This is a genomic window from Streptomyces sp. NPDC006435, assembly GCF_040612315.1.
Classification (GTDB): domain Bacteria; phylum Actinomycetota; class Actinomycetes; order Streptomycetales; family Streptomycetaceae; genus Streptomyces.
The window spans coordinates 13067-35451 of record NZ_JBEXPY010000051.1; the positions used below are offsets into that span (position 1 = coordinate 13067).

General features: G+C 69.2%; 18 protein-coding genes and 10 pseudogenes. 11 read left to right on the forward strand and 17 right to left on the reverse strand.

Going from position 1 to position 22385, the window contains the following annotated elements; translation table 11 throughout:
- Window positions 1-12 precede the first annotated feature (12 nt).
- Genes ABZZ04_RS33245 through ABZZ04_RS33260 form a run of 4 tightly spaced genes read left to right on the forward strand, consistent with a single transcriptional unit; the run spans window position 13 to window position 3139 of the window.
- Window positions 13-1197, forward strand: coding sequence for an alpha-hydroxy-acid oxidizing protein (locus tag ABZZ04_RS33245; protein WP_356935950.1), 1185 nt, complete (start codon window positions 13-15; stop codon window positions 1195-1197).
- 51 nt (window positions 1198-1248) lie between these two features.
- The gene (locus ABZZ04_RS33250) at window positions 1249-1629 is read left to right on the forward strand and encodes a hypothetical protein (protein WP_356935951.1); all 381 of its coding nucleotides are present in this window, start codon (window positions 1249-1251) and stop codon (window positions 1627-1629) included.
- A 49-nt stretch (window positions 1630-1678) separates the two neighbouring features.
- Window positions 1679-2062 carry a nuclear transport factor 2 family protein gene (locus ABZZ04_RS33255; RefSeq protein WP_356935952.1) on the forward strand — a complete coding sequence of 128 codons (384 nt, stop codon included), beginning with the start codon at window positions 1679-1681 and terminating at the stop codon, window positions 2060-2062.
- 45 nt (window positions 2063-2107) lie between these two features.
- Window positions 2108-3139 (forward strand): branched-chain amino acid aminotransferase, encoded by a 1032-nt coding sequence (locus ABZZ04_RS33260; RefSeq protein WP_356935953.1) that lies wholly within the window; start codon window positions 2108-2110, stop codon window positions 3137-3139.
- 279 nt (window positions 3140-3418) lie between these two features.
- On the opposite strand, the pseudogene ABZZ04_RS33265 reads toward ABZZ04_RS33260, so the two are convergent.
- Both ABZZ04_RS33265 and ABZZ04_RS33270 read right to left on the reverse strand, forming a co-directional pair.
- Window positions 3419-3701: pseudogene (locus tag ABZZ04_RS33265) on the reverse strand (IS1380 family transposase); the annotation flags it as partial.
- A 95-nt stretch (window positions 3702-3796) separates the two neighbouring features.
- Complete coding sequence (locus tag ABZZ04_RS33270; RefSeq protein WP_356935954.1) at window positions 3797-3997, reverse strand: DUF2191 domain-containing protein; 201 nt, start codon at window positions 3995-3997, stop codon at window positions 3797-3799.
- Window positions 3998-4101: 104 nt separating this feature from the next.
- Here ABZZ04_RS33270 and ABZZ04_RS33275 point away from each other — a divergent pair.
- Window positions 4102-4763 (forward strand): annotated as a pseudogene (locus ABZZ04_RS33275) (transposase family protein); the annotation flags it as partial.
- Here the strand turns inward: ABZZ04_RS33275 and ABZZ04_RS33280 are convergent.
- The 4 genes and pseudogenes from ABZZ04_RS33280 to ABZZ04_RS33295 all read right to left on the reverse strand — a co-directional run bounded on the left by ABZZ04_RS33280 (window position 4728) and on the right by ABZZ04_RS33295 (window position 7110).
- Window positions 4728-5797: pseudogene (locus ABZZ04_RS33280) on the reverse strand (IS630 family transposase). The pseudogenes ABZZ04_RS33275 and ABZZ04_RS33280 overlap by 36 nt on opposite strands.
- Before the next feature lie 36 nt (window positions 5798-5833).
- Complete coding sequence (locus ABZZ04_RS33285; protein ID WP_356935955.1) at window positions 5834-6166, reverse strand: glyoxalase superfamily protein; 333 nt, start codon at window positions 6164-6166, stop codon at window positions 5834-5836.
- A gap of 52 nt (window positions 6167-6218) precedes the next feature.
- Window positions 6219-6881 (reverse strand): hypothetical protein, encoded by a 663-nt coding sequence (locus ABZZ04_RS33290; RefSeq protein WP_356935956.1) that lies wholly within the window; start codon window positions 6879-6881, stop codon window positions 6219-6221.
- A 58-nt stretch (window positions 6882-6939) separates the two neighbouring features.
- Entirely contained in the window at window positions 6940-7110 is a 171-nt protein-coding gene (locus ABZZ04_RS33295; RefSeq protein WP_356935957.1) for a hypothetical protein, read from the reverse strand.
- A 561-nt stretch (window positions 7111-7671) separates the two neighbouring features.
- Between ABZZ04_RS33295 and ABZZ04_RS33300 the strand changes: the two are divergent.
- Window positions 7672-7785, forward strand: a pseudogene (locus ABZZ04_RS33300) (IS5/IS1182 family transposase); the annotation flags it as partial.
- Between the two features lie 53 nt (window positions 7786-7838).
- On the opposite strand, the gene ABZZ04_RS33305 reads toward ABZZ04_RS33300, so the two are convergent.
- From ABZZ04_RS33305 to ABZZ04_RS33315, 3 genes and pseudogenes are all read right to left on the reverse strand, one after another.
- Window positions 7839-8471: a hypothetical protein gene (locus ABZZ04_RS33305; RefSeq protein ID WP_356935981.1), complete on the reverse strand. Its 633-nt coding sequence runs from the start codon at window positions 8469-8471 to the stop codon at window positions 7839-7841.
- 80 nt (window positions 8472-8551) lie between these two features.
- A pseudogene (locus tag ABZZ04_RS33310) lies at window positions 8552-9017 on the reverse strand (transposase); the annotation flags it as partial.
- The gene (locus ABZZ04_RS33315; RefSeq protein ID WP_356935982.1) at window positions 8941-9483 is read right to left on the reverse strand and encodes a hypothetical protein; all 543 of its coding nucleotides are present in this window, start codon (window positions 9481-9483) and stop codon (window positions 8941-8943) included. The gene ABZZ04_RS33315 and the pseudogene ABZZ04_RS33310, both read right to left, overlap by 77 nt.
- Before the next feature lie 113 nt (window positions 9484-9596).
- On the opposite strand from ABZZ04_RS33315, the pseudogene ABZZ04_RS33320 reads away from it, so the two are divergent.
- Window positions 9597-9833 (forward strand): annotated as a pseudogene (locus tag ABZZ04_RS33320) (transposase); the annotation flags it as partial.
- Window positions 9834-10287: 454 nt separating this feature from the next.
- On the opposite strand, the gene ABZZ04_RS33325 reads toward ABZZ04_RS33320, so the two are convergent.
- On the reverse strand, window positions 10288-10869 hold the full coding sequence (locus tag ABZZ04_RS33325; RefSeq protein WP_356935958.1) for a hypothetical protein: 582 nt from the start codon (window positions 10867-10869) through the stop codon (window positions 10288-10290).
- Between the two features lie 454 nt (window positions 10870-11323).
- On the opposite strand from ABZZ04_RS33325, the pseudogene ABZZ04_RS33330 reads away from it, so the two are divergent.
- Window positions 11324-11564: pseudogene (locus ABZZ04_RS33330) on the forward strand (IS5/IS1182 family transposase); the annotation flags it as partial.
- 15 nt (window positions 11565-11579) lie between these two features.
- Here ABZZ04_RS33330 and ABZZ04_RS33335 read toward each other — a convergent pair.
- A pseudogene (locus ABZZ04_RS33335) lies at window positions 11580-11797 on the reverse strand (e9imm peptide).
- A gap of 110 nt (window positions 11798-11907) precedes the next feature.
- Window positions 11908-12007 (reverse strand): annotated as a pseudogene (locus tag ABZZ04_RS33340) (transposase); the annotation flags it as partial.
- A gap of 133 nt (window positions 12008-12140) precedes the next feature.
- On the opposite strand from ABZZ04_RS33340, the gene ABZZ04_RS33345 reads away from it, so the two are divergent.
- A complete protein-coding gene (locus ABZZ04_RS33345; RefSeq protein WP_356935959.1) occupies window positions 12141-12548 on the forward strand; it encodes a DUF6193 family natural product biosynthesis protein in 408 nt (135 codons plus the stop codon).
- A 676-nt stretch (window positions 12549-13224) separates the two neighbouring features.
- Here the strand turns inward: ABZZ04_RS33345 and ABZZ04_RS33350 are convergent.
- From ABZZ04_RS33350 to ABZZ04_RS33360, 3 genes and pseudogenes are all read right to left on the reverse strand, one after another.
- Window positions 13225-13470, reverse strand: a complete 246-nt coding sequence (locus ABZZ04_RS33350; protein WP_356935960.1) for a transposase family protein — start codon at window positions 13468-13470, stop codon at window positions 13225-13227.
- 413 nt (window positions 13471-13883) lie between these two features.
- Window positions 13884-14075 (reverse strand): annotated as a pseudogene (locus ABZZ04_RS33355) (DNA-binding response regulator); the annotation flags it as partial.
- 119 nt (window positions 14076-14194) lie between these two features.
- Window positions 14195-14656, reverse strand: a complete 462-nt coding sequence (locus ABZZ04_RS33360; protein ID WP_356935961.1) for a cyclic nucleotide-binding domain-containing protein — start codon at window positions 14654-14656, stop codon at window positions 14195-14197.
- 681 nt (window positions 14657-15337) lie between these two features.
- On the opposite strand from ABZZ04_RS33360, the gene ABZZ04_RS33365 reads away from it, so the two are divergent.
- Window positions 15338-16219, forward strand: coding sequence for a universal stress protein (locus ABZZ04_RS33365; RefSeq protein WP_356935962.1), 882 nt, complete (start codon window positions 15338-15340; stop codon window positions 16217-16219).
- 208 nt (window positions 16220-16427) lie between these two features.
- Here ABZZ04_RS33365 and ABZZ04_RS33370 read toward each other — a convergent pair whose 3' ends face one another.
- The gene (locus ABZZ04_RS33370) at window positions 16428-19154 is read right to left on the reverse strand and encodes a SpoIIE family protein phosphatase (protein WP_356935963.1); all 2727 of its coding nucleotides are present in this window, start codon (window positions 19152-19154) and stop codon (window positions 16428-16430) included.
- 766 nt (window positions 19155-19920) lie between these two features.
- On the reverse strand, window positions 19921-20922 hold the full coding sequence (locus tag ABZZ04_RS33375) for a nitroreductase (protein ID WP_356935964.1): 1002 nt from the start codon (window positions 20920-20922) through the stop codon (window positions 19921-19923).
- 413 nt (window positions 20923-21335) lie between these two features.
- On the opposite strand from ABZZ04_RS33375, the gene ABZZ04_RS33380 reads away from it, so the two are divergent.
- Window positions 21336-22364 (forward strand): zinc-binding alcohol dehydrogenase family protein, encoded by a 1029-nt coding sequence (locus tag ABZZ04_RS33380; RefSeq protein WP_356935965.1) that lies wholly within the window; start codon window positions 21336-21338, stop codon window positions 22362-22364.
- Window positions 22365-22385: the final 21 nt, after the last annotated feature.

The following is a 22385-nucleotide window of genomic DNA, read 5'->3' on the forward strand; positions in this document are numbered from 1 at the left end:
AGAGGAGACGTCATGGGGTCTGCCCCCGCCGACCTGGTGCGTACGATCTATACGGATGGCTCCCGGGGCCGGACACCGCGGTTGCCGACGGACCTGACCACCCTGGAGGACGCGGCGGCCGGGGAGCTGACGGCGACCGCCTTCGGGTATGTGTCCGGCAACGCCGGAACGGGCGCGACGAGCGACGCCAACCGCGTCGCGTTCGACCGGTGGCGGCTGCTGCCGCGCATGTTGCGCAACACCGCCGCGCGCGACCTGTCCGTGTCCCTCTTCGGGCAGACCCTGCCGAGCCCGGTGCTCCTTGCGCCGGTCGGCGCACAGACCGTGGTGCATCCCGAGGGCGAGCTGGCCTCCGCCAGGGGTGCCACCGAGGCGGGTGTTCCGGTCGTGCTGTCCACCGCCGCGTCGCACACGCTGGAGGACGTGGCCGAGGCCACCGGGGACCGGCCGCGCTGGTTCCAGCTGTACTGGCCGTCGGACCGGACGGTCGCCGAGTCACTGGTGCGCCGGGCCGAGGGGGCCGGCTACACGGCCCTCGTCGTCACCGTCGACGCCCCGGCCTTCGGATACCGCCCGGCGGACCTCGACCACGGATACCTGCCGTTCCTGCAGGGAGCCGGGACAGCCAACTTCACCAGTGACCCCGCGTTCCGGGCCGGTCTGCCGGACGGCGCGGACGACGCCGCCGTCGTGGCCCACTGGGCACGCATCTTCGCCAACCCCACCCTCGCCTGGGACGACTTGGCGTGGCTGCGTTCCCTCACCCGGCTTCCGATCCTGCTGAAGGGCATCCTGCATCCGGATGACGCCCGGCTGGCGATGGAGCACGGCGTGGACGGCCTCGTCGTCTCCAACCACGGAGGGCGGCAGCTCGACGGGGCGGTGGCGGCCCTCGACGCGCTGCCCGCGGTGCGGGCAGCGGTCGGGGACTCCGTGCCGGTGCTGCTGGACTCCGGGGTGAGGACCGGCACCGACGTGGTGAAGGCCCTCGCCCTGGGCGCGGACGCGGTGCTGTACGGAAGGCCCTATCTGTACGGCCTCGCGCTGGACGGGGAGCGGGGCGTCACCCACGTACTGCGGTGCCTGCTCGCCGAATTGGACCTGGCCCTCGCGCTGACGGGCTGCACCTCCATCGACGACATCCGCCCCGGTCTGCTGGCCCCGCCGGGGCCGCTCGCCGTCCCCTTGCACCCCTGAAAGCGAACGAGAGCCCAATTGCTGTCGGCCAGTTGTCTCCAGGAGGGAAAGTTGGCCGAAAAGGGCAGCCAGGAACGGGAGTTGGCCGAGGCGGGGCCGGAACTGGCCCGACAGGAGATTCGTTCACCACGTATGAGTAACACCATGATTGTGATCCTGATCGGCGTAGGCGCCATTGTCCTCCTCTTCCTCCTGGATCGACTCCTTCGGTGGGCCGAGGCCAGGGGGTGGATCTACTACCGCAACCGGAAAGGGATGGTTGCGGGGATGCTCCAGGAGTTCGATCCGGCCACCCAGGCCATGAAGCGCGCAATGGAGCAGGAGAGGTCCCGCAAGGACGTCCGGCCCAGCGAGGATCCGCTGTTCCGCGTCGACCTGGACCAGGGCGTCGTGCGCATCAAGCGCCCGGACGGCGACGACAAAGAGAAGTAGTCCGTTTCCTTCCCTCCTTGGAATCCCGAACGAAGAGACAGGAGTACCCATGCCCCGGCAGCCGAGTGCGCTCGTGCCCGGTGACCCGTCGACAGTGGTCCGCAGGTATTACGACCTGGTGGACGAGGGAGACGTATCAGGACTGCTCGACCTTTTCGAACCGACCGCCGAATACCATCGCCCGGGCTACGGCCCACTGGTGAACCATTCCGAACTCGCCCATTTCTACCGGTCCGAGCGCGTCATAGAGAGCGGTCGCCACACCATCACGAAAATCATCGAGCAGGATCAGGAAGTGGCTGTCCATGGAACGTTCGAAGGCGTATTACGAAACGGCTCGGACGTCTCCGTGGATTTTGCTGACTTCTTCAGCGTGACTCCTCGCGGAACATTCTCCATGCGGCGCACCTTCTTCTATGCGCCGCTCGTCTGAGCGCCGCCGTACGAATGCTGAACGGAACCTTCCGGAAGGAACTCCATGCCGCACGAATTCGGTGAGAGCTTCACCCGTCACATGGTCACCGCCGAGTGGAGCGCGGAAGAGGGCTGGTCCCCGCTCGGGCTGGGTCCCTTCGCCGATCTGAGCCTCTCGCCCGCCACGGTCGGACTGCACTACGGGCAGTCGGTCTTCGAAGGGCTCAAGGCCTATCGCAGGGGCGACGGGACGGTGGAGGTCTTCCGTCCGGCCGATCATTCCGCGCGTTTCGCCCGATCGGCCGAGCGCCTCGCCATTCCGCCGCTGCCCGACGGGGCATTCCTGGAGGCGCTCGACCTCCTTCTCGCCGTGGATCAGGATGACCTGCCCGACGACCCGGCGCTGAGCCTCTACCTGCGCCCGCTGCTGTTCGCCAGTGAGGCGAACCTGGTGCCGAGGCCCGCACGGACGTACACCTTTCTGTTGATCGCTTTTGTCACCCGGGGCTTCTTCTCCGGCACGGTGGACGCCGTCACGGTCCGGATCGGCAGGGAATACGTAAGGGCCGTTTCAGGAGGCACCGGCGACGTGAAGTTCGGGGGCAACTACGCCCCCGCCTACCTGGCCCAGGAACAGGCCGTGCGGGAAGGCGGCCAACAAGTCGTGTGGCTCGATGCCGCAGAGCGCCGCTGGGTCGAGGAGTTGGGGGCGATGAACCTGTTCTTCGTCTTCGGAACCGGCCCGGAGGCGCGGCTTGTCACCCCACCGTGCTCGGGCACACTGCTCCCCGGCATCACGCGTGATTCGGTCATGGTGCTGGCCGACCGGCTCGGCATCCCGGTGTCCGAGGAGGGTGTCACCGTCGACCAGTGGCGGCGGGGCAGCAGGGACGGGTCGCTCACCGAGACCTTCGCCTGCGGAACGGCCGCGGTGGTCACACCTGTTGGGCTCGTACTCGACGGAGAGGAGAGCTGGCAGGTGGGGGAGGGGAAGGCAGGTCCGGTGACGCTCGCCCTGCGCGACGCGCTGCTGGACATCCACACGGGGCGGGCCCCGGCCCCGGACGGCTGGCTGCGAAGCGTGGCCCGCGGCTGAGACGCCGGAGGGAGGGCCCCTCCCGGCACGCCGCAGGGCCACGGTGCGGGTCGGCATCAGCAGGCCGTGCCCGCTGCTCACGACGAGAGCGCCCGACTGCCGGCCGACGACGGCCGCGGGCCGGGCTGAGCGGAGCGCGCTGTGCGGGGCGGTGGCCGTGGTGGGCTCCCTCGACGGATCAAGGGCGGGTTTCCCGGGTAAACCTTCTCCGGGTGAACCCGACCTCGATCTTTCGTGACGGTCCGTCGGTTTCTTCGGCGGGCCGTTTCGGCCGTCCGGGTCGGCGGCGGTGCTGCCGCCTGTGTTGCCGGGCCTGAGCCGGGTCGGCCGCCGACTCCCCGCTCCCGCCGCTTCCGTGGCCGACGAAGGCCGTCAAAGGGTGATGCCCGAAGGTCTTCCTCCAGGTCGCGGTGGCGTCCTGTCCCTCGGAGCGGGTCGACACGAGCACCCTGTCCAGGCCCACGAGCACCTGCCCCGCGGCATCCGGAGCCGCATTCCTGGCCACGTTCCAGACGTGCTCGCGGGTTTCGGCCCGAGCGGCTCGTATTGCAGGCAGAACCCGATACGCTCCTCCGCCAGGGCAGTGCCTCCGACGGTTGCGGGAACGCGGACTCCCGGATGCGTCGCCCGGCGGCGGGCGGCGGCACGGGGCAGGGCTCAGCCTTGCGGCTCCTGCGGCTTGACGTCGAGCTCGCGCAGACTTTGGTCCTTGAGCTCGGTGCGGGCCTCCGTACGGTGGCCACGGGCGATGTAGTCCCGCACGATCGCCTCGATCGCGTCCTGGGGCGATCCGATCCCCGCCAGGACCATCACTTCCACCACGAGTTCGGCGTCGAGACTGATATTGACCTTGGCCACCGTGCCCCCTCATCGCGTCGCATCCGCACTCCAGCCGCTCACGGTCCCACAGCTTGTGCTCAAGATTCGACCTCAATGAAGGCCCCGAGTGGGATGATCTTGCTGTGGCCGGTGTGATCACGGCTTCGGAGCCGTCCTGGACAGCTCCGTTCACCGGGCTGAGCCCGCATCGGTCCGGCAGGCTGATCACCGCGCTGCGACGTGAAGGCGCGACCCCGTCCGCAAGGGCCGGCCATGGAGCCTGCCTACGGAGAGCAGGGTTCTGCTGGGTGCCGCGTACCGGCGCCCGAATCCCACCTTGCGGCAACTCGCCCCGCTGTTCGGCATCTCGAAGCCGACCGCCGACCGCGTCGTCGACCACCTTGGGCCATTGCCGGCACCACAGCCCCGCAAGCGGTTTTGCAGGGACACCGTGCTGATCGTGGACGGCACCCCGGTGCCCACGCGTGACCGCACCGTCGCCGAGCAGTCGAAGAGCTACCGGTACTCGACCAGTCACCGGGCCGTCATCGACGCCGACCCCCGGATCGTCGTCGCTGTCGGCCGGCCCGTGCCCGGCAACCGCAACGACTGCAAGGCGTGGCAACTGCCCGGTGCGAAAGACGCCGTCGGCAGGATCGCAGCGATCAAGGACGACGGCTACCGGAGCACCGGCCTGGTCATCCCGCACCGCCGCGAGCCCGGCCAGGCCGAACTCCCGGCCTGGAAGGAGGAGCACAACGCTTCCCGATCAGGCAAGGTTCGCCCTGATCACGACCTTGCGAAGGCACTGATCGGAGGAGTGCTCGTTCCACCGAATGATGCAGCGGCGGATCATGCTGCCCTGTTCCTTGTGGCCGGCGTGGTCGGTGCCGTCCAGCGCGAAGTGGCGCAGGGCGGTGAACGGGGCCTCTACGCGGTTGAGCCAGGCGCTGTTGGCCGGTGTGTGGGCGAGCTCGACGTTGTTGACCGCGGCCCAGCCGCCGACCCGGGTGTCCTTCTTCGTGGTCGGGTGAGGGAAGAAGGTGTCGATCACGATCGTGATGCGCGTCTTGGGCGGGTGGAGGCTGCGCAGGCAGCGGCAGAACTCCAGAAACCTCGTCCGGCCCTTCCTCGGCTCGATATGGCCGCAGAAGCTTGTCCTTGCCCGGGCCGTAGGTGCGAACAGGCGCCTCACCCCGTGCGGGCGGGTGCAGGTTGCCCGCCTGCCGGGCCCGGGTTCCCGGCCGGGGTGCTGGTGCTTCCCGCCGAGTTCGGCCCACTGCCGGCCGGGGTGGGGCTGGAGGTCGAGCGGCCCGAACCCGTCCAGGTGGAAGGCGACGCCGGGCTCGCCGTCCTCGGGGTCGCGAGAGGCCTTTTCCAGGTCTTTATGCGTTCGAAAGGACACGCCATCCTCGCGGAGCAGGCTGCGTGGGCCCTCGTGGCTGATGTCGTCGACCACCCCCTCGGCGACCAGGAAGAGTCGGCCGACTTGGCCAGGCTCCGGGTCGAGAACGGCAGGCCGTGCTCGGCCGGCCTGGACTTGGCGGTCTTCTTGGTCTCGCGCCGCCCGGGCAGCGTGAACGTTGTCGGCCTCCCGCCCTTGTACCTGGGGTGGAGGGAGCCGAAGCCGTCGGCGTTGAAGTTGTGGGTCACGTCCCGGACCCGGTCGGCGCTGGTGAACGTCACCTCGGCGATCTTCGGCACAGGCATGCCCTGCGCGGACAGCAGTACCATCTGAGTCCGCCTCCAGGTCACCACCGACCCGCTGCCCCGGCGGATGATCCGCAGCAGCCGTTTCCCCTCGTCGTCGATCTCGCGGACGCGTACTGGCTCAGCCACCAGCACACCTTCCCCGCCGTGCGCTGCCAGCGAGTGTCATTCCGTCGGCGTGCCGATCCGCAGCCGGTTGCCGTCGGGGTCGCGCAGCTCGATCTCACGCGCCCACGGAGCGTCCTTCGCCTGCACACCGAACTCGGAAGCGATGGCCTCGACATCACGAATGCGGAGGTAGACCAACGTGTCGGGGCGGGCGTCGCCCCGGTGCTCCGACAAGAACAACCGCACCCCGCCCCGGGCGACCTCGACGAACGCGGGAAGCCCCGGTTCGAAGCGGTGTTCCCACTGCTTGGCGAAGCCCAGTCGCTCGTACCAAGCAACCGCCGCCGCAGCGTCCTTGACGCGAAGAATGGGAATGATTTCCTCGTCCATGCAGCCCATCGTCGCAGACCACCCCCCAGGGCCAACGTTGCCCGATACGGCACTAGCTTCGGATCGTTTGCAGCTTGCCGAGCTCGGCTGCGGGCGTGTCCGGACCGTTCCAGCCGACCCAGCGGGTTCCGCTGATGTCGGCGACGAGCGCGGAGTCAACGCTCCAGAAGCTGTGGCTGGGTTCTTCGAAGACGTACCAGCCGTCCAGCCAGAGCGGGACCGACCGGTCGGGCAGGGGCGTCGGCTCGTCGGCGGTGGCGAGGTTGCGGCACCCGAAGACCGTTTCCTGGAGCACGAAGCTCGTAAGGAACTGTTCGAGAGACGGTGTCAACGGGGTGTATTCGTCTTCCGAGCCGTCGTCCCACATCCAGTGGGCGTTGCTCAGCACGACGGGCGCCGCTGGACCGGCGGCGGTGACACGGCATGTCCAGCTGTCCTGGTTCTCGCTGAGGAACTCGACCGTTCCGTCATGAAGGCTCAGGGACTCGGCGGGTACGAGCACATCTTGTTGTTGGAAGATCCCGGGCGAGTCCGGCAGGTGCTCCTCCGGATTCGGGCCGGGCCAGCGTCCGGCATGGCGATACAGGCGTTGGAGCGGCGCTGGGAGGAACGCGGGTAGTTCCGTCTCGGTCAGGCCGTAGCTCGGTTGACGTGGGCCGTGCCACGCAGTGATGAAGTCCTCAAGCCACTCGACCGAACCATCCGATGCTCGCATGACACCACAGTAGACAAATCCGAATGGGGCGTGGGACGCGTGGACGGGGCGACGATGGTCACGCGGGCGCAGGGTGGTAGCGGCTGAGGCGCCGGGCGTTGATCCACAGGCGGCTGATGTCGTCGTACGCGGGGCCCGTCGCGAGCGCGAAGGAGCGGGCCGGCCGCTCCGCGGGTGGGCCCGCCGCCGGGTCCGCGGGCAGGAGCGGGTCCGGTTCGGCACTGGCCATGGCGCCGAACACCTCGGCCACGGAGCCGCGTCGGCGGGGAAGCAACGGCTGATGAGCCCGGCCGGACACCGAGCCGGTCACCGATCCGGCGCAGGGTGATGGACTCCAGCCCTTCGGTCAGGGCGATGGCCGCCGCGTCGACGATCTCCGTACATCGGTCGGAGGGAGACTTCCGGATCCGTTCCTGTCACGGTGACGGCCCGCGTGTGGTGCGTACCGACTCGTACGCCTTCGCCTTTCCGACATCGAGGCTGTGACGCGGCCCGCCGGGCCGGGCGGTACCGGCTGCGCGTCGAGGAGATCCTGGTCGCCGACGGGGCAGCCGCCCTCCAGGGGCGTCGCCCCGTTCGGGCCGCTCGGGTGCGCCGCCCCGGGTCCCGCTCACTGGTGCGCCTGCGAGGCCAACGGGCGGTGGGTCCGGGGGAGTGAATCGCTCGGACGGTGGGAACGGGTGAATGGACAGCCCGGGGAAATGCCTACAGAAGTGACAGCGACCCGCTACGTCACGCACCGGATCGTAAGGCGTCGTTTCGTTTGGCGTAGTGGCTTGTCGTCCAGGGCATGGCGAGCCTTGTTGGGCAGATGGTGCCTGAGGAGTTGTGGGAGCTGTTCCGGCGGGTGGTGCCGGAGAGCATGGTGATACGTCCGCAGGGTGGCAGGCGTCGGCGGGCCGGGCACGGTGAGTGCCGCGGAAGCCCTGATACGAGGTCAGGCAGCCCCTCCGCACCTCATGCAGCCGCTTGCGTCCCCTGGTCAGCCTCGTCCACCAACTCGTCCAGAGCCGCGCGCGCGAGAGGAACGAAGCACCGCCGCATGTCCTCCACGAGAAGGCCCGTTTCCGTAGCCGAGGAGCGATAGCGGTCCTTCTGCTCATCGGTCAGCGGCCCCCTGCTCAGTTCCATCAGGTACTGAATGGGCGGGTGGATGTGCCGATCTATGGCTTCGGCGTACTCGGCACCGGCCTGCGCCACATCAGTGGGTCCCTCGAGCTCAACCGTGGTCGCCGCCTGCCGGGTTGCGCGTACAGCATCGATGGCTGCACCACGCCGTTTGTCGTAACGATGCTGGTCGTAGGGCTCCAGCGTCAGCTGTGCCAGTTGCCAGACAGCCCCCTGCGCTTCATGAGCTGCATCCATCAAGCCTTGGTAGGCCGCTTGTCGACGATCCCGGCGCCACCTCCGGTGCTCGACCCGTAGTTCACGAAGCGCAGCGCGATCTTGTGCGGCCTCTTGGCGTATCTGCTGCCGTTCCAGAGCCTCATTCTTTCGCCGTTCAATCCGAGCGGTCACAAGTGCCGTCAGTCCGCTGCCCAGCAGCGTGCCGACGACCGCGATGGCCGTGGTCATCAAGGTGCTCGTCACAGAGAGACATTGTGAAGCACGACCGCGCATCCATCCGGGCGATGAGCGCAAAGCCGCCCCCGTCCGTGCAGCTCCCACTCGGTGAGTCGGCGATAGTTGATCAGGGCGGTGGCTATGGCGGTGAAGGCGAGAAAGTATTCGGGCCTGCCGCTCGTAACGTCGGTGCAGTCCGTAACGTCGGTGGCAGCCGTTCAGTCAGGACATGGTGCGTCCGACGAATCAGAGGTGTCTGCCCAGTCGCTGGGATGACTCGGTCCCGCGGCGTGCGATTGCGATACGGGGCGTGATCCCTCGTGTGCGCAGCCATCGGCGGTGGTGGTCGTAGTCGTAGCCCTTGTCGCCGTGCAGCTTCCCAGAGTGCCTTCGGCGCCGCCCGCGGCGGCTTCGGACGGGCGGAATGGACCGGATCAGAGGTTGAGCGCTGTCGTGCGTGTTCGCCGCAGAGATGGCGACCACAAGCGGGAGGCCGTTACGGTCGACGATCAGGTGGATCTTCGATCCGTTCTTGCCGCGATCGGTCGGATCCGGTCCGGTCGGCAGCCCTCTTTGCGGGTTCGTCGCCGGCCCGGGCGGCGGGTGCGGCCAGGGCGGCGTGGGCGAGTACGGCCGGGGTGATGCGCCGGTACCAGCCGGTGTGGCGGCGGGCCTCGTACTCGTTTGGGTCGTACTCGTTCTTCGGGGCCTGGAAACACTCCTCGACCGCCCGTCCGCTGCCGGTGGCCCGGGCCGGTTCGCCGGTCTCGAAGCCGACGGGTGGGTGGGCGAGGCAGCAGGCGATCTCGCCGGGGTCGGACAGGCTGCGCCGGGTCGGCACCCGGCGGTGGCGGGACGGCGGATCCGGGCCGAAGGCGATGTCGGCGGGCAGTTTCGCCGCGGCCCGGTCGTAGACGCGCAGGCCCTTGGCCCTGTTGCCGCAGGACAGCGGCTGCCAGGCATCGGCGGGGGCTTCGTCGACGAGCCGGTCGATGCGCCAGGCACCGGCCAGTGACCTGACCTGCCGGGACCTGGGCACCGCGACGACGTGGCCCGGGCCGGGGTGTTCGAGCAGGCGGCGCGGAAGTTCCGGTCCTGCCCGTATGCCTCGCCCGGGGTGACCCAGGCGGTCGGCAGCCGACCGCGTTACCGCCCCGGCAGCTGTTCGCCGACCGTGGCTACGACTGCGACAAGTACCGCCGCCTGCTGTGGAAACACGGCATCGAGCCTGCTGTCGCCCGCCGGGGTGCACCCCACGGATCCGGCCTGGGCACCGCCCGTTGGGTCGTCGAGCGCACGAACGTCTGGATCCACGGCTTCGGACGGCTACGGATCCGCTGGGACATCCGTGACGGCATCCATGAGGCATTCCTCGAACTCGCCTGCTGAGTGATCACCTGCAGACGAGTCCGAGCATTGCGTCAGCTCCTTCCAGCGCTGACGGCTGTTTCGTTGTTACCGGGGCCGGACCTGACGGCGGTGGTAGCCGACGAGACCGGTGGCAGTGTTCAGGCGGTCGGCGAGGAACCGCAGGCCGACGACGGCCTTGCCGGTGACTTCTGCCTCGGCGGCCTGCCGGCGCGCCCTGTGCAGCAGGTCAGGTTCTGTCCGGCGGGCCTTGGCCCGATGAGGGGCCCGGCCGCAGGACGGGACCGGGACCCCTCACCTACGGTGCGCGGGCCGCCCGATCAGCCTGGATGCGAGCCTTCGGCCATGTGGGCGGGGCGGCCCCGGCGCACTGGTCGGAAGGCCGGGGCATCGTGGTCTTCAACGACATGTGCAGGCTGCCGACGCCGCTGTCCAGGAGCTGAGAGTTACCGGTGGCGCTCGGGAGTACGGGCTGTCACCACTCGTCGTGACCGATCACCCGGAAGCTGCCCACGACGCCGTTGTCGATGAACCCGCCGCCCTGGACGGCGGGCGTCGCGACGCCGTAGGTGCTGCCATAGGGGCCGACCGTGGCGACCGGGGAACCGCCGTCGCAGGCGAGCCCCCGAAAGACCTCGACCGCATTCCGGCTGTTGTTGTAGATGCTGAAGCTGCTCGATCCCAGCCCGCTGGCCGCGGAGACGCATCCCCCCGGATGGGCGGGGTATGCCCGTTCGTTGAAGTAGATCTTCTCTTCCCGTTTCCCGTCGTAGCCGCGATCGCGCCCACCGCCCTCGTCGTCGCGCCCTCCGCGATCGGAGCCTTCGTGGTCGCCGCCCTTGTCGCCCTTGCTCTCCGTTCCGTCTTCGCTGCCGAGGGGGGCCGGTGCGGGGGCGGCTGGTCGGGCGGGCGGGGCGGCCCGGTGAGCGGGCTGCTCGGCCCGCTCGGCAGCCGGTTCGGCCTGGGCGAATCCGTCAGCCGAGGCATAGGTGATGCCGGTGGCAAGGATGGCTGCGCTGACTACGGCGGCCGCCACAGTGAAGGTGCGCGAAGACATGTCACTTCTCTCCGTCTCAGAGGCGTCGACCGGACGGCCGACTTGCGGCGAACGTACCGATAGGTCGTATACCTGTCATTTCGGGTGAGTCCAGGGCGTGACACCGCAGGACTGGTCGGGTACAAAGAAGGAATTCTTCGTATATCTGCGCCAGTGCCGCCGTGCTGGGAGCTGAGCGCTCCGGTACCGGGCCGGGTGTCGGCAATTGCGGCGAGGCCGCGCCGGACATGCCCTGAAGCGCGTTGCGGAAGGTTGTGTCCGGCCGGGTCGGGGCCGGGTTCCGGTGGTCCTGGTCAGGCGGTGAGGGTGGGGTTGTGCATGGGGTGACGGCGTGGACCGCATGGCGGGGGCCGTCGTGGCGTTGGTGGCAGTCGCGGAAGATCTTGTAGTGCTTCATGCAGGCGAATGCGTGCTCGACGCGGGCCCGGCCCCGGAGGGGCTTGGCGTTGGCCTCCGCCGGGCCATCCGGCACACGATTCCGGGGAGGACCGACAGCCGGACCGCCCGACTGCGCAAAGGGGCACGCGGCGGACGGCCACCCGGCTTCGGCGAAGAGCGGTACAGGAAACGCAGCACCGTCGAACGGACGATCCAACCGGCTCAAGCACGCCAGAGCCGTGGTCACCCGCTACGACAAGCGGGGCTGCGTCTTCCTCGGCACCGCAACCGCAGCAGCCCTCGTCATCTGGCTTCGCACCTGGGCGCGTGTGTCACAACACGATCGCCCGATGGGCCAATGCCTGATCGACCACCTCATCGGCAGAAAGCTCTCGCTCCGGCGGCCAGAAGACCAGACTGCTGACATGGCCCGATGGACAGGCCAGAGCTCTGTCGAGCCTGTCCAGCCACCCATCCACCTCGTCCTCGGACACATGGTCCGCTGCACGAGCGCGACCGCTTCAGTCCGGCTCATCTCCACGGCACCCATCACAGCCTCCCTGGGCACCAGCCTAACGAGCAGCATGATCGGCCGGACAAGTCCTGGGCGAAGACACCGTTCAACGCGTAGCGACGGAAGCGGGTGCAGACCGTTTGTCCGGGCCCGTAGCGGTCGGGGGAGGTCACGCCACGGCGGGCCGGTGCGGATCTTGTAGAGCACGCCGTGGATGACCCGCCGGTCATCCACCCCCGGTCGGCCGGTCACGGCCCGCGGTATCGGCGGAGTCGGCGGATCCCACTCCTGGTCGCTGAGTTCATGTCGGCCTGCCGGACCATGATCTGCCAGGAGGCGATCTTTGGTGACATGGCGGCAGGGCCTGCACAATCTCGGCATGACTCATGATGTCGAAGCAGCCTGGCACAAGATCCTGGCCACTGCGGGTGAACCTCGCCGGCCGGAGGAATCGCCGCTCTTCGCCCCGTTTGCCGAGCTGGTGCGGGTGGCGCATGCCGAGCCGCTACTGCGTCAGCTCTACCCCTGGACCGGCATGTGGGAGCTGCACTTCAGCAGGTGCACGGAGATCCGCCATACCTGGGACGTCCCTTACATCGGCACACTGGGAGACGGCCGGTACTACGTCGAAGGACCGAGTCGGACCAGCCCGCGGATTGCCGAGACGGACGACGCGCAAGCGGCAGTAACGATGGTCATCGATCGCCTGCCACCGTACTGCGGACCGGCCTTCATCGGTGATGCGGAGGAGCTCGCCGCCTACGAGAGGGCACGGGACAGCAGGTAGGAGCGGCCGGCCGGTTTCGTGGAAGCCGCTCCGCGAGCGCCTTTGAAGACGGGCCCACATCGATGCTGCGGTGTACGGCATCGTCTGGGGGACGAACGCGTGACGCCGCTCCCGCCCTTGACTAGCACGTCCTTGAGCCGGCGAACCGCCCTTACGACCTGCGCCGCGCCGGCATCTCGTTCTGGTTGGCCCCGGAGTTCGACCCTGCCGAGTGCGCGCGCCGAGCCGGACAAAGCATCCAGGTCCTCTTCCGCATGTCCAGCTGTCCTGGTTCTCGCTGAGGAACTCGACCGTTCCGTCATGAAGGCTCAGGGACTCGGCGGGTACGAGCACATCTTGTTGTTGGAAGATCCCGGGCGAGTCCGGCAGGTGCTCCTCCGGATTCGGGCCGGGCCAGCGTCCGGCATGGCGATACAGGCGTTGGAGCGGCGCTGGGAGGAACGCGGGTAGTTCTGTCTCGGTCAGGCCGTAGCTCGGTTGACGTGGGCCGTGCCACGCAGTGATGAAGTCCTCAAGCCACTCGACCGAACCATTCGATGCTCGCATCGCGCCACAACAGACAGATCCGATCTTCGGGCAGGCGATGCTGTGTTCGACCCGGATGTGATGCGAGGAAGGTACCTTGCGCTGTCGCTCGTACATCTCCTCGTACCAGTCGTGGGCGTCCTTCTCGGACTTACGGTGCGGTGGTGTCACCACGCGTCCGACGGTCGGGGCTCCGGGGTCCTGGCGGCCGGCATCGGCCAGGGCCCGCAGCCGCACGTCGGGGCTCATGGTGCACCCCACTCGGCAAGCAGGGCCGCACCTCGCCGATGGCCCGGGTGATGGTGGAGCGGTCCACTTCGAACCAGTAGGCCGGCACGTTGTGAGTGGCACCGTGACGGAGGTGGACGAGGGAGACCAGGAGCCGGGCGACGAACACCAGCCGGGTGCAATCCCGGCCTGATGACGTTCATGCCACAACGGACCTGCCTCGGCGATGAGTTCAGTAATCACGTCGGCGGCAAATCCGTGATCCGGCGGTTGCCGAGGACCACTCCGCGGGACGCATTCCCCATCACCCGCCATGATCGGCCATCCCGGCCTCGACGCTTCACCGCCCACCGCCCACCGCCCACCGCGCACGAGCTCGTGGGGTGCGTTCCGAAAGCGGGCCCGGTATGCCTTTCGTTGCCGCTTCGGAGTCGCTGCCTGCGCGGTCTCGCACTGGTCGGCCGGTGTGGCGTCGGGGAGCACGGCGCCGGGGCGGCAGTGTGGCTCGCGCCCCGGACGGAGGCGCTCGGTCAGGTGAGCATCTTCGCGCGGCTACGGCCGACCGGGGGTCGGCGTTCCGCGGCGGGAGAGCAGCTCATCGCAGACCGCGATCCCGTCGCCGCCCGGCAGCCGCGCATCGAGAATCGTGACATCGGGGCGGAGAGCCGGGCAGTGGGACAACACGTGATCGACTGTGCCGATGCCGACGACTTCGGCGTCGAGAGGATCCTGCACGCCGCGCCTGACCACCTCACGGCAGTCCAGCAGGAACATGCGGATCGGCGCCTCTGCACCGAGAGCCCCATGCCGTCGCTCATGGCGACCCTCCTCGCCGTCGTGAGTTCGTCCAGACGGAACACCCCGGAGCCGAACGGTCCCGTTCTCCGATCCGGTCAGGCATCCGGAGTCCCACCCTGGGGGCCGTACAGCTGCAACAGCCGTTCCCGTGTTCCGTACAGGCGCTTTGCCACGGTCTCGGCGACGAACCTGTACACGGCCCGGCCCAGTACCGCATCGGCCTCGCACAGCGAGCGGACGGCGGCGGCATCGAATTCCACGGCCTGCCCCGCCCGGATCACATGCGCGCCCAGGTGCCACACATGTGGGGGAAAGAGCCACGACCATCCCAGCAGATCGTCCCGTCCCAATGTCTCGACGACCGCCGCGCGGCGGCCGGGCACATGGAGGTCGACCTCGACCTGTCCGGAGCGGATGACCCAGAATCGGTCGGCCCTTCTTCCTTCCTCGAAGAGCCGCGCGCCGAGAACCAGCGGTACCTCGTGGGCCGCCTTGCCGAGCAAGCGGGCCCGGCTCTCGGGCGGGACCGCGTCGAGCAGACTCCTGGTCGTTGACATGGGGCTTCCATTTCCGGCCGATGGTATGGACCCGCCCATCCGCTCCGGACGATATGCGTTCCTCCGGAGGGGCGGCTCGGCCACGCCGCGCGGCACGAAACATCGTTCCGCATACTCCTGGTCCACCCCATTGTGTGCGGCCCGGGACACAAGGCGCTTGGGCCGACCGGCCCGGTTCCGCGCCCCGCTCAGCCCATGCTGCAAGCCGCACAGGGCGGACAGGATGGTGGCATCCGCTCCCGTCCACGGGTTTCACGGCGCGCCACGGGCAAGGAGCGGCGCAGTCGGGGAGTGAGGCTGGAACATGACCGAGGAAGTGCCCCTGAAGCGGGAACAGGCCCAGGACCCGGCGGGTTCGGTACCCGTGGTCTGCCGGTTTGCGCTTTGGACCGGAACCAGCACTGGGACAGGGTGCCCGGTTCAGGTTCTTCTGTCGGCTGCGTTCTTCGCATCGACCGCCACGGGCTGCGCGGTGCACGGCACCGGGATCCGTCGTGCCGCAGTTCTCCCGGATGCCGTGAGGACCGAAGCCCGGCTCGTCTCCGATGCCGGAGACCCCGCAGTGGACACCATCAGGCCGAGGGGGGGGGTGGAAGAAGGAGTGGGACGAGGGGAAGCCGAACTGCCCGAGCAGTTCCGAAATCGCCGGCGGATCGGCACGCGTAATTCCGAGGAGAGACCATGGACATCACTCGATCAGACGTGGCCATGACGGGACCGGTCGTGGTCGGCACCGATGGCTCCGACCATGCGACGCGGGCGGTGCGGTGGGCCGCGGGCGAGGCGGCTGCTCGTGGTCGGCCGCTGCGGATCGTGTACGCGACCGCGACGGGCCACGGCAGACCGTACCTTTCCCGGGAGGACAGCCGTCAGATCGAAGACTTCGCGCAAGGCGTGCTGGAAGGGGCTGCCGTACTCGCCCGCCGGCTTGCGCCCGCCGTCCCTGTGACGACGGCCATGTGCGAGAACGAACCGGCGGCATGCCTGCTCGACGCAGCGGGTTCCGACGCCACGATCGTCGTGGGCTCCCGGGGGCGTGGCGGATTCGCGTCCTTGCTGGTCGGCTCGGACTCCCTCCGGGTGGCCGCACGCTCCCCCCTCCCGGTCGTCGTCGTGCCGAGGAGTGACGGCCGCGAACCGGTCGGCGTCGTGCTGGCCGCGGCACGGGACGAGCGCGACGAGGAGACGTTGCGCGTCGCCGCCGCCCTGGCAACGAGGGACGGATCCTCGCTGCAGGTGCTCAGTGCATGGGTCTTCCTGGAGAACATCGGCAGCATGGCGACGATGTTCGACGGTGCGGACCGGCTCGCCGCTGACCAGTCGACCGCCACCGCCAGGCTCGTCGCGCCCGTGCGCAAGGACTTCCCGGACCTCACGGTGACCGAACACGTCGTTCGTACCGGCTCCGTCTCCGAGGCGTTGGTGGCAGCGACTGCCGGCGTCGACGTGATCGTCATCGGATCCCGTCGACGTCCCCACTCCATCGGCTCCCCGCTCGGCCATGTGACGCATGCGGTCCTGCACCATTCGCACTGCCCGGTCCTCCTCGTACCCCATCCTTGATCGCTTTCAGGGCCTTCTCCGGACCCCTTGCCCACGATCAAGCGAAGCTCCGGGGCATGACCGCCGGGGACGGACAGGGCACGACTGCTCACGCGGTGCGCGTGCCGCAGATGTCCGTGGCTGTCGGCGTCGGTCGCACGACGACCGTTGCCCAGGCCACCGTGCCGGACGGTCGAGGAATTGCTCTTCTCGGGGACTTGCCGAGCGGTCAGAGTTCCGCGTCGAGGACGTCCGACCGCGCCGGGCCTTCCGTGCTCCCGTCGGGTCGGGGCAACGACATCTCCGCCCAGATGACTTTCCCCCGAGGGGTGTAACGGGTGCCCCAGCGCTGGGCCAGCTGTGCGACGAGGAACAGACCGCGGCCCCCTTCGTCCATCGCGGCGGCATCACGCAGATGGGGCGAGGTACTGCTGCTGTCGGCCACCTCGCAGGTCAGGGTGCGGTCGTACAGCAGCCGTACGGTGACCGGCGCGGAGCCGTAGCGAATGGCGTTGGTGATCAACTCGCTGAGCACCAGTTCCGTGGCGAACGCAAGCTCGGACAGACCCCAGTCGTCGGCTTTTTCTGCCACGGCAGCACGCATTCCCGCCACAGCGGCAGGATCGAACGGCACGTCCCAGTCGACGGCACGGTTGGGCGGGATCGCCCGCGCCCGGGCGATGAGCAGCGCCACATCGTCCTTCGGCCGATCTGGCAGGAGCGCGTCGAGAACCGCCTGGCAGCTCTTCTCCGGCGACCGGTCGGGATGGCCCGCCAGGACCTGCCGCAGCAGCTCGATCCCCACGTCGATGTCCCGGGTGCGGTCCTCGATGAGCCCATCGGTGTAGAGGACGAACTGCGTGCCCTCCGCCACCTCCAGCTCAGCCGTCTCGAACGGCACGCCGCCCAGGCCCAGGGGCGGGCCGGCAGGCAGGTCGGGGAACGACACACTGCCGTCGGGCCGGACCAGCGCGGGCGGAGGATGCCCGGCCCGGGCCATGGCGCAACGGCGGGAGACGGGATCGTAGATCGCGTACAGGCAGGTGGCTCCCATGACCCCCGGATCGGCGGTGGCTTCCGCCTCCTCCTGGTCGATGCGCCCGACCAGGTCGTCCAGGTGGCGAAGGATCTCGTCGGGCGACAGGTCGAGTGTGGAGAAGTTGTGCACGGCCGTACGCAGCCGGCCCATGGTTGCGGCCGCGTGCAGGCCGTGGCCGACGACGTCTCCGACGACCAGTGCCACCCGGCTGCCCGGGAGCGGGATCACGTCGAACCAGTCGCCGCTCACCCCGGAGAATGCGGGCAGGTAGCGATGGGCGACGTCGAGCGCGCTCTGTTCGGGCAGGGCCCGCGGGAGCAGGCTGCGTTGCAGCGTCGCTGCCATGGTGTGCTCACGGGTGTAGCGGCGGGCGTTGTCGATGCTGACGGCCGCCCGTGCGGCCAGTTCTTCGGCCAGGGACAGGTCGTCCTCTTCGAATGGCTGGGGTTTCTCGGAGCGCCAGAAGTTGGCCATGCCCAGGATGACGCCCCGTGCCTGGAGAGGCACCGTGATGAGCGAATGGATGCCGTAATCGATGATCATCCGAGTTCGCTCCGGGTCCTGGGCGAGCCAGCCGGGAGCGTCGGACAGGTCGGGCACCAGCTCCGGCAGACCTGTGACGAAGGCCCGTGCCTGTGGCGTGGAGGGACGAAAATTGATCAGCCGACCGGGTTCGTACAGGGGATGGCCGTCCCGGATGCCGCGTACAGCGGTGCGGCGCATGCCCGTGTCCGTACTGGCCGGCTCGTCCCCGTGGAGGACCGGTTCGGCCAGGTCGACGGTTCCGAAGTCGGCGAGCCGGGGGACCGCGATCTCGGTCAGTTCCTCGGCCGTGCGCACCACATCGAGCGTGGTACCGATGCCGAGACCCGCGTCGTACAGCAGCCGCAGCCGCTCGCGCGCGTTCTCCGCCCTGCCGGACAGCGCTCGCAGTTCTGTGGAGTCACGCAAGGTGGCGACTGTCTCCCGGGGCCCACCGTGACGATCCGTGGGTCGCTGGTTCACCGCGAGCAGTCGGCTTCCTGCGAGGTGCACTTCGTCCGTGGCCGCGCGCCCCGAGGTCAACAGCTCCACCATGCCGGGATCAAGGCTGGACAAGTCCGAGACGTGTCGTCCCTCGGCGTCGAGCGGCAGATCCAGCAGCCGTCCGGCCTCGTCGTTGGCCAGCAGTAGTCGACCGTCCTTGCTGATGATGAGTACGCCTTCGCGCACGGCGTGCAGTACCGCGTCGTGATGCTCGTACATGAGATTCATCTCGGCGGGGCCCAGACGGTGGGTCTGCCGCCGCAGCCGCCTGGACACCAGAGCCGTCCCGCTCATGGCTGCTCCGAGCGCGACTGCTCCCGCACCGAGGATGATCGGAATCTGCCGTGCCACCGCTCCGTTCACGTTCTCGACCTTCATGCCGGCAGCCACCAGGGCGACGACCTTCGCGTGATCGTGGACGGGGACGATCACCTGCGCCTCGCGCCCGAGCGGGCCGTTGACGCTCTCGGTGTACACCTGACCGGCCAGTGCCGGGGCGATGGTGGCGACCGCCTTCTTCCCGATCAGCTCGGGACGGGGGTGCGTGTAGCGGGTCCCTTTCGTGTCCATCACCACGATGAAATCGACGCCGGCCGCCTTCCGGCCCGACTCGGTGAGCGGCTGGAGCACCGCAGCAGGGTCAGGGCTCCTCAGGGCGGCCAGGAGGCCCGGGGAGTGGGCGAACGTCTGCGCGACGGCGATGGAGCGGTTTTTCGCCTCCGTGCTGTTGTCGTGCCGGGCCTCCGCTACGAGTGCCAGCACCGCAACGACCACGAGGAGCACGACGACAGCCACCTGCAGAGCGAAGACCTGGCCTGCAAGACTCCGGGGACGTCTGCCCGTAAGTGACCGAATCCGTGCGCTCCGAAATCGGCCGAAGCGACTAACCACAGTGCCCTTTGTAACACCGCGAGGTCGAATGTGCGTGCGGTCGCGTCGCGCCCGGGGAGGTGACCGCGTGGCGATCCGACGCCAATTCCGCAGCAGTGGAACCGGATCGGCGCCAGGACAGGTACGGATATGGCCGGATCATCAGGAGGGCTTGCCGGGGCCGTGCCGACGTCCGGTCGCGGCCCTCGCGAGATTCCCGGTACTCGCGCGAGCAGGTGTTCCTTTCGCGGACCCGGGATTCGGGTGATGCTCCGCGGCCTGCAGAAAGGGCTCCGTGCCGTCGACACGGCCGCGGAACAGAAGCTGGTCAAGGACGGTTGTTGCCCCGGGCCGGATGGCCGGACCGGTGGCGGTGAGGAAACCGCACCGGCCGGGGGAGGCCATCTGCCGTGGTGACGAAGCGCAGCAGCCCGACCGCGAGGTGCCGACGCTCCGGGGTCTCGGGCCGTACGCCGGAGACCGTCCTCACCTCCGGGTGGAGGCGGCCTGCACGTTCTTGTGCGGATGCGACGAGCTGCCTGTCGAGGACCTGCTCGGCCGGACGCCCGGCGTCGAAGGCGGGAAGCATGCCTTCGTAGTGTTCCCACAACGAAGCATGGACGACGCACGAGGAAAGCCGTGAGCGCGCCGCTTCTGCCACGGTCCGGTCCGGGGCGCGGAGACCGCCCTCCGATCCGCCCGCTCCGACGGCTACCGGAAGCTGCGTGGCTCCCACCGTCTTTCCTGCTCGGATGGCTCCCCGCTGCGATGCACGCGGCCGTGGTTCCTACGGGTCGATGGTCAGTACATGGTCGAGAGGACGTCGCGGCGTGCGCGGCCCGCTCGGCCCGTACCCCAGACGGACGATCATCTGCGGGTGTCCCGTGCCGAAGACCGGGTCGCGCAGAATCCAGCGCAGGTCCGGCCATTCGAGCGGCTGCGTCGCGAACGAGGTGGACACCTGGTGGAGTGTGGCCGTCAGCAGGACGCGTTCCAGAGCCTGGCCCGCGCACAGCCAGTCCGCGACACGGTCGCCCGGGGTGCTCAGCAGGGCCAGTTGAGGCCGGTTCTCGAACAGGACACGGGCCCGGCCGGGAACGATCCGGGTCCCGGCGAAGTCGCGGGTGGTGGCTCGTTCGGAGGCGTCGCGAGGGCCGAAAGCGTAGTCGGGGATTCCGTCCACGGGAGCCTCGCTCCTCGTGTTCCGCGTCCAGCGTCGCTGTTCCGCGTCCCGCGCCGGGTCACCGCGGTCGTAGCCCTCGGCGTCCCGGATCAGTCCGAGCACGGTCTCCAGGTGAATCGGGGTCAGGAACGCGAAGTCCGCGCCTTCGGCCCGGGCCGCGTCGGCGAGTCGTGCCCGGACGTCGTCAGGCACCGGCCGTTCGTCGAACGGATAACGGCTGGTGTGCCGGTCCTTGATCGCCGGGTGGAGAACCGCGAGAGCCCCATCAGCGGGTTCCCGCGCGGCCTCGGGGCGGATGCCGAGACGGACGGTGGCCAGTACGGCGGGGTCCGACGGCACGGGCAGCAGTACGGTGACCGCGTCCAGGCCGTGGTGGGCGGCGGAGACCCGCAGGTTGAGCAGGGCCGCGCCGCAGCCGATGTGAAGGGCGCGGGTAGAGGGATCGGCCTTCGGCATCGCGCGCTCGAAGTCCGCCCGGAGCGTGAGGGTGCGGCTCCGGCGCCCGTAGCGGAACTTCCAGGGCTGGGCATTGTGCATCGACGGGGCGGCGGTGGCATCGGTGACGAGGTCGGTCAGTACGGTGTCGCCGGGTGTTTCGGTGAGCATTGTGGGCTCCGGGGCAGGGGGCGGTGGCTTCAGCATGCAGCGGATCGCCGCCCGGCACGTATGGGCCGATCGTCCCTGTCCCGGTCCCGGATGGCTCTTCGACGCAGCGCATCCCGTTCCCTGGGCCAGGGCCTGTCCGGCGGACCGGGCCGAGGCCGGTACCGGGCCTCCGAGCGACAGATCCATCCCCCGGAGGGCCGGGAAACCGGTGCCCCCAGTCGTGATCGGCCGACGGGGTGGCGGAGACCGCCGCCCGTTCTCGGTATCGCGGCTGCAGGCGAGGGCGCACCGGCCACATCGGTGGGTTTCGTCACCTGTCCGAACGGCCGGGGCGTGGCCGGACGGAGCGGTGAGCAGCTTCCGCTTCGCAGTGGGCGTTTGCCGGACCTGCCGGTCGGCGCGAGGCTGGGAGCATGACACGCGGGTCGGCTTCGGAAGTGCTGACCGGGTGGGCCGTAGGGAGCCCCGGACCGATCGGTGACGGCCCGCTGGTGCGTGTGCGGCGTGCGATGCCCCCACCGGGGCCCGGTGAACTGTTGCTCACGGTGGAGGCGTGCGGTGTGTGCCGCACGGACCTGCACCTTGCCGAGGGCGACCTGAGTCCGCACCGGGCGTCGACCGTTCCCGGCCATGAGATCGTCGGCCGGGTGGCCGCCGTCGGCGAGTCCGTCACGCGATTCCGGGCCGGGGACCGGGTCGGTGGAGCCTGGCTGCGCAGCACCTGCGGCCACTGCCCCTACTGCCGTGCCGGCCGGGAGAACCTCTGCCCGGCCTCCCTCTACACCGGCTGGGACGCGGACGGTGGCTTCGCCGACATCGCCCTCGTACCGGCCGACTACGCGTACCGGCTCCCGGAGGACCAGGACGCCGCAGAGCTGGCGCCACTGCTGTGCGCCGGGATCATCGGCTACCGCGCCCTGCGCCGCAGCGCCCTGCCGTCCGGTGGCCGGCTCGGGATCTACGGCTTCGGGGCCTCGGCCCATCTGGCGGCACAGGTCGCTCTGGCCGAAGGAGCGACTGTGCACGTGCTGACCCGTTCGGAACGGGCCCGTGAACTCGCCCTCGACCTGGGGGCCTCCTCCGCGGGCGGTGCGTACGACCGTCCGCCCGAACCCCTGGATTCGGCGATCCTGTTCGCGCCGGTCGGTGATCTGGTGCCCGTGGCACTGGAGGCGCTGGACCGTTCGGGAACGCTTGCCGTCGCGGGCATCCACCTCACCGACATACCCGTGCTCAACTACCGGCGCCACCTCTTCGAGGAACGCGATCTGCGCAGTGTCACCTCCAACACCCGGCAGGACGGCCGTGATTTTCTGGACACGGCCGCACGGATCGGCATCCGGGTCACCGTAAGCCCTTATCCGCTGAGCCGTGCAGACCGGGCTCTGGGCGATCTGGCCGCGGACCGGGTCCGCGGGGCCGCCGTCCTCGTCCCGGGCTGAGATCCGTTCCGGCGCGGCACC

What these genes read in the sequence shown, in the direction of transcription:
- ABZZ04_RS33245 (WP_356935950.1), top strand. Translation starts at nt 13, where the DNA reads ATGGGGTCTGCCCCCGCCGACCTGGTGCGTACGATCTATACGGATGGC.
- ABZZ04_RS33255 (WP_356935952.1), top strand. Translation starts at nt 1,679, where the DNA reads ATGCCCCGGCAGCCGAGTGCGCTCGTGCCCGGTGACCCGTCGACAGTG.
- ABZZ04_RS33260 (WP_356935953.1), top strand. Translation starts at nt 2,108, where the DNA reads ATGCCGCACGAATTCGGTGAGAGCTTCACCCGTCACATGGTCACCGCC.
- ABZZ04_RS33285 (WP_356935955.1), bottom strand. Translation starts at nt 6,166, where the DNA reads ATGGACGAGGAAATCATTCCCATTCTTCGCGTCAAGGACGCTGCGGCG.
- ABZZ04_RS33290 (WP_356935956.1), bottom strand. Translation starts at nt 6,881, where the DNA reads ATGCGAGCATCGGATGGTTCGGTCGAGTGGCTTGAGGACTTCATCACT.
- ABZZ04_RS33295 (WP_356935957.1), bottom strand. Translation starts at nt 7,110, where the DNA reads ATGGCCAGTGCCGAACCGGACCCGCTCCTGCCCGCGGACCCGGCGGCG.
- ABZZ04_RS33325 (WP_356935958.1), bottom strand. Translation starts at nt 10,869, where the DNA reads ATGTCTTCGCGCACCTTCACTGTGGCGGCCGCCGTAGTCAGCGCAGCC.
- ABZZ04_RS33345 (WP_356935959.1), top strand. Translation starts at nt 12,141, where the DNA reads ATGACTCATGATGTCGAAGCAGCCTGGCACAAGATCCTGGCCACTGCG.
- ABZZ04_RS33360 (WP_356935961.1), bottom strand. Translation starts at nt 14,656, where the DNA reads ATGTCAACGACCAGGAGTCTGCTCGACGCGGTCCCGCCCGAGAGCCGG.
- ABZZ04_RS33365 (WP_356935962.1), top strand. Translation starts at nt 15,338, where the DNA reads ATGGACATCACTCGATCAGACGTGGCCATGACGGGACCGGTCGTGGTC.
- ABZZ04_RS33375 (WP_356935964.1), bottom strand. Translation starts at nt 20,922, where the DNA reads ATGCTCACCGAAACACCCGGCGACACCGTACTGACCGACCTCGTCACC.
- ABZZ04_RS33380 (WP_356935965.1), top strand. Translation starts at nt 21,336, where the DNA reads ATGACACGCGGGTCGGCTTCGGAAGTGCTGACCGGGTGGGCCGTAGGG.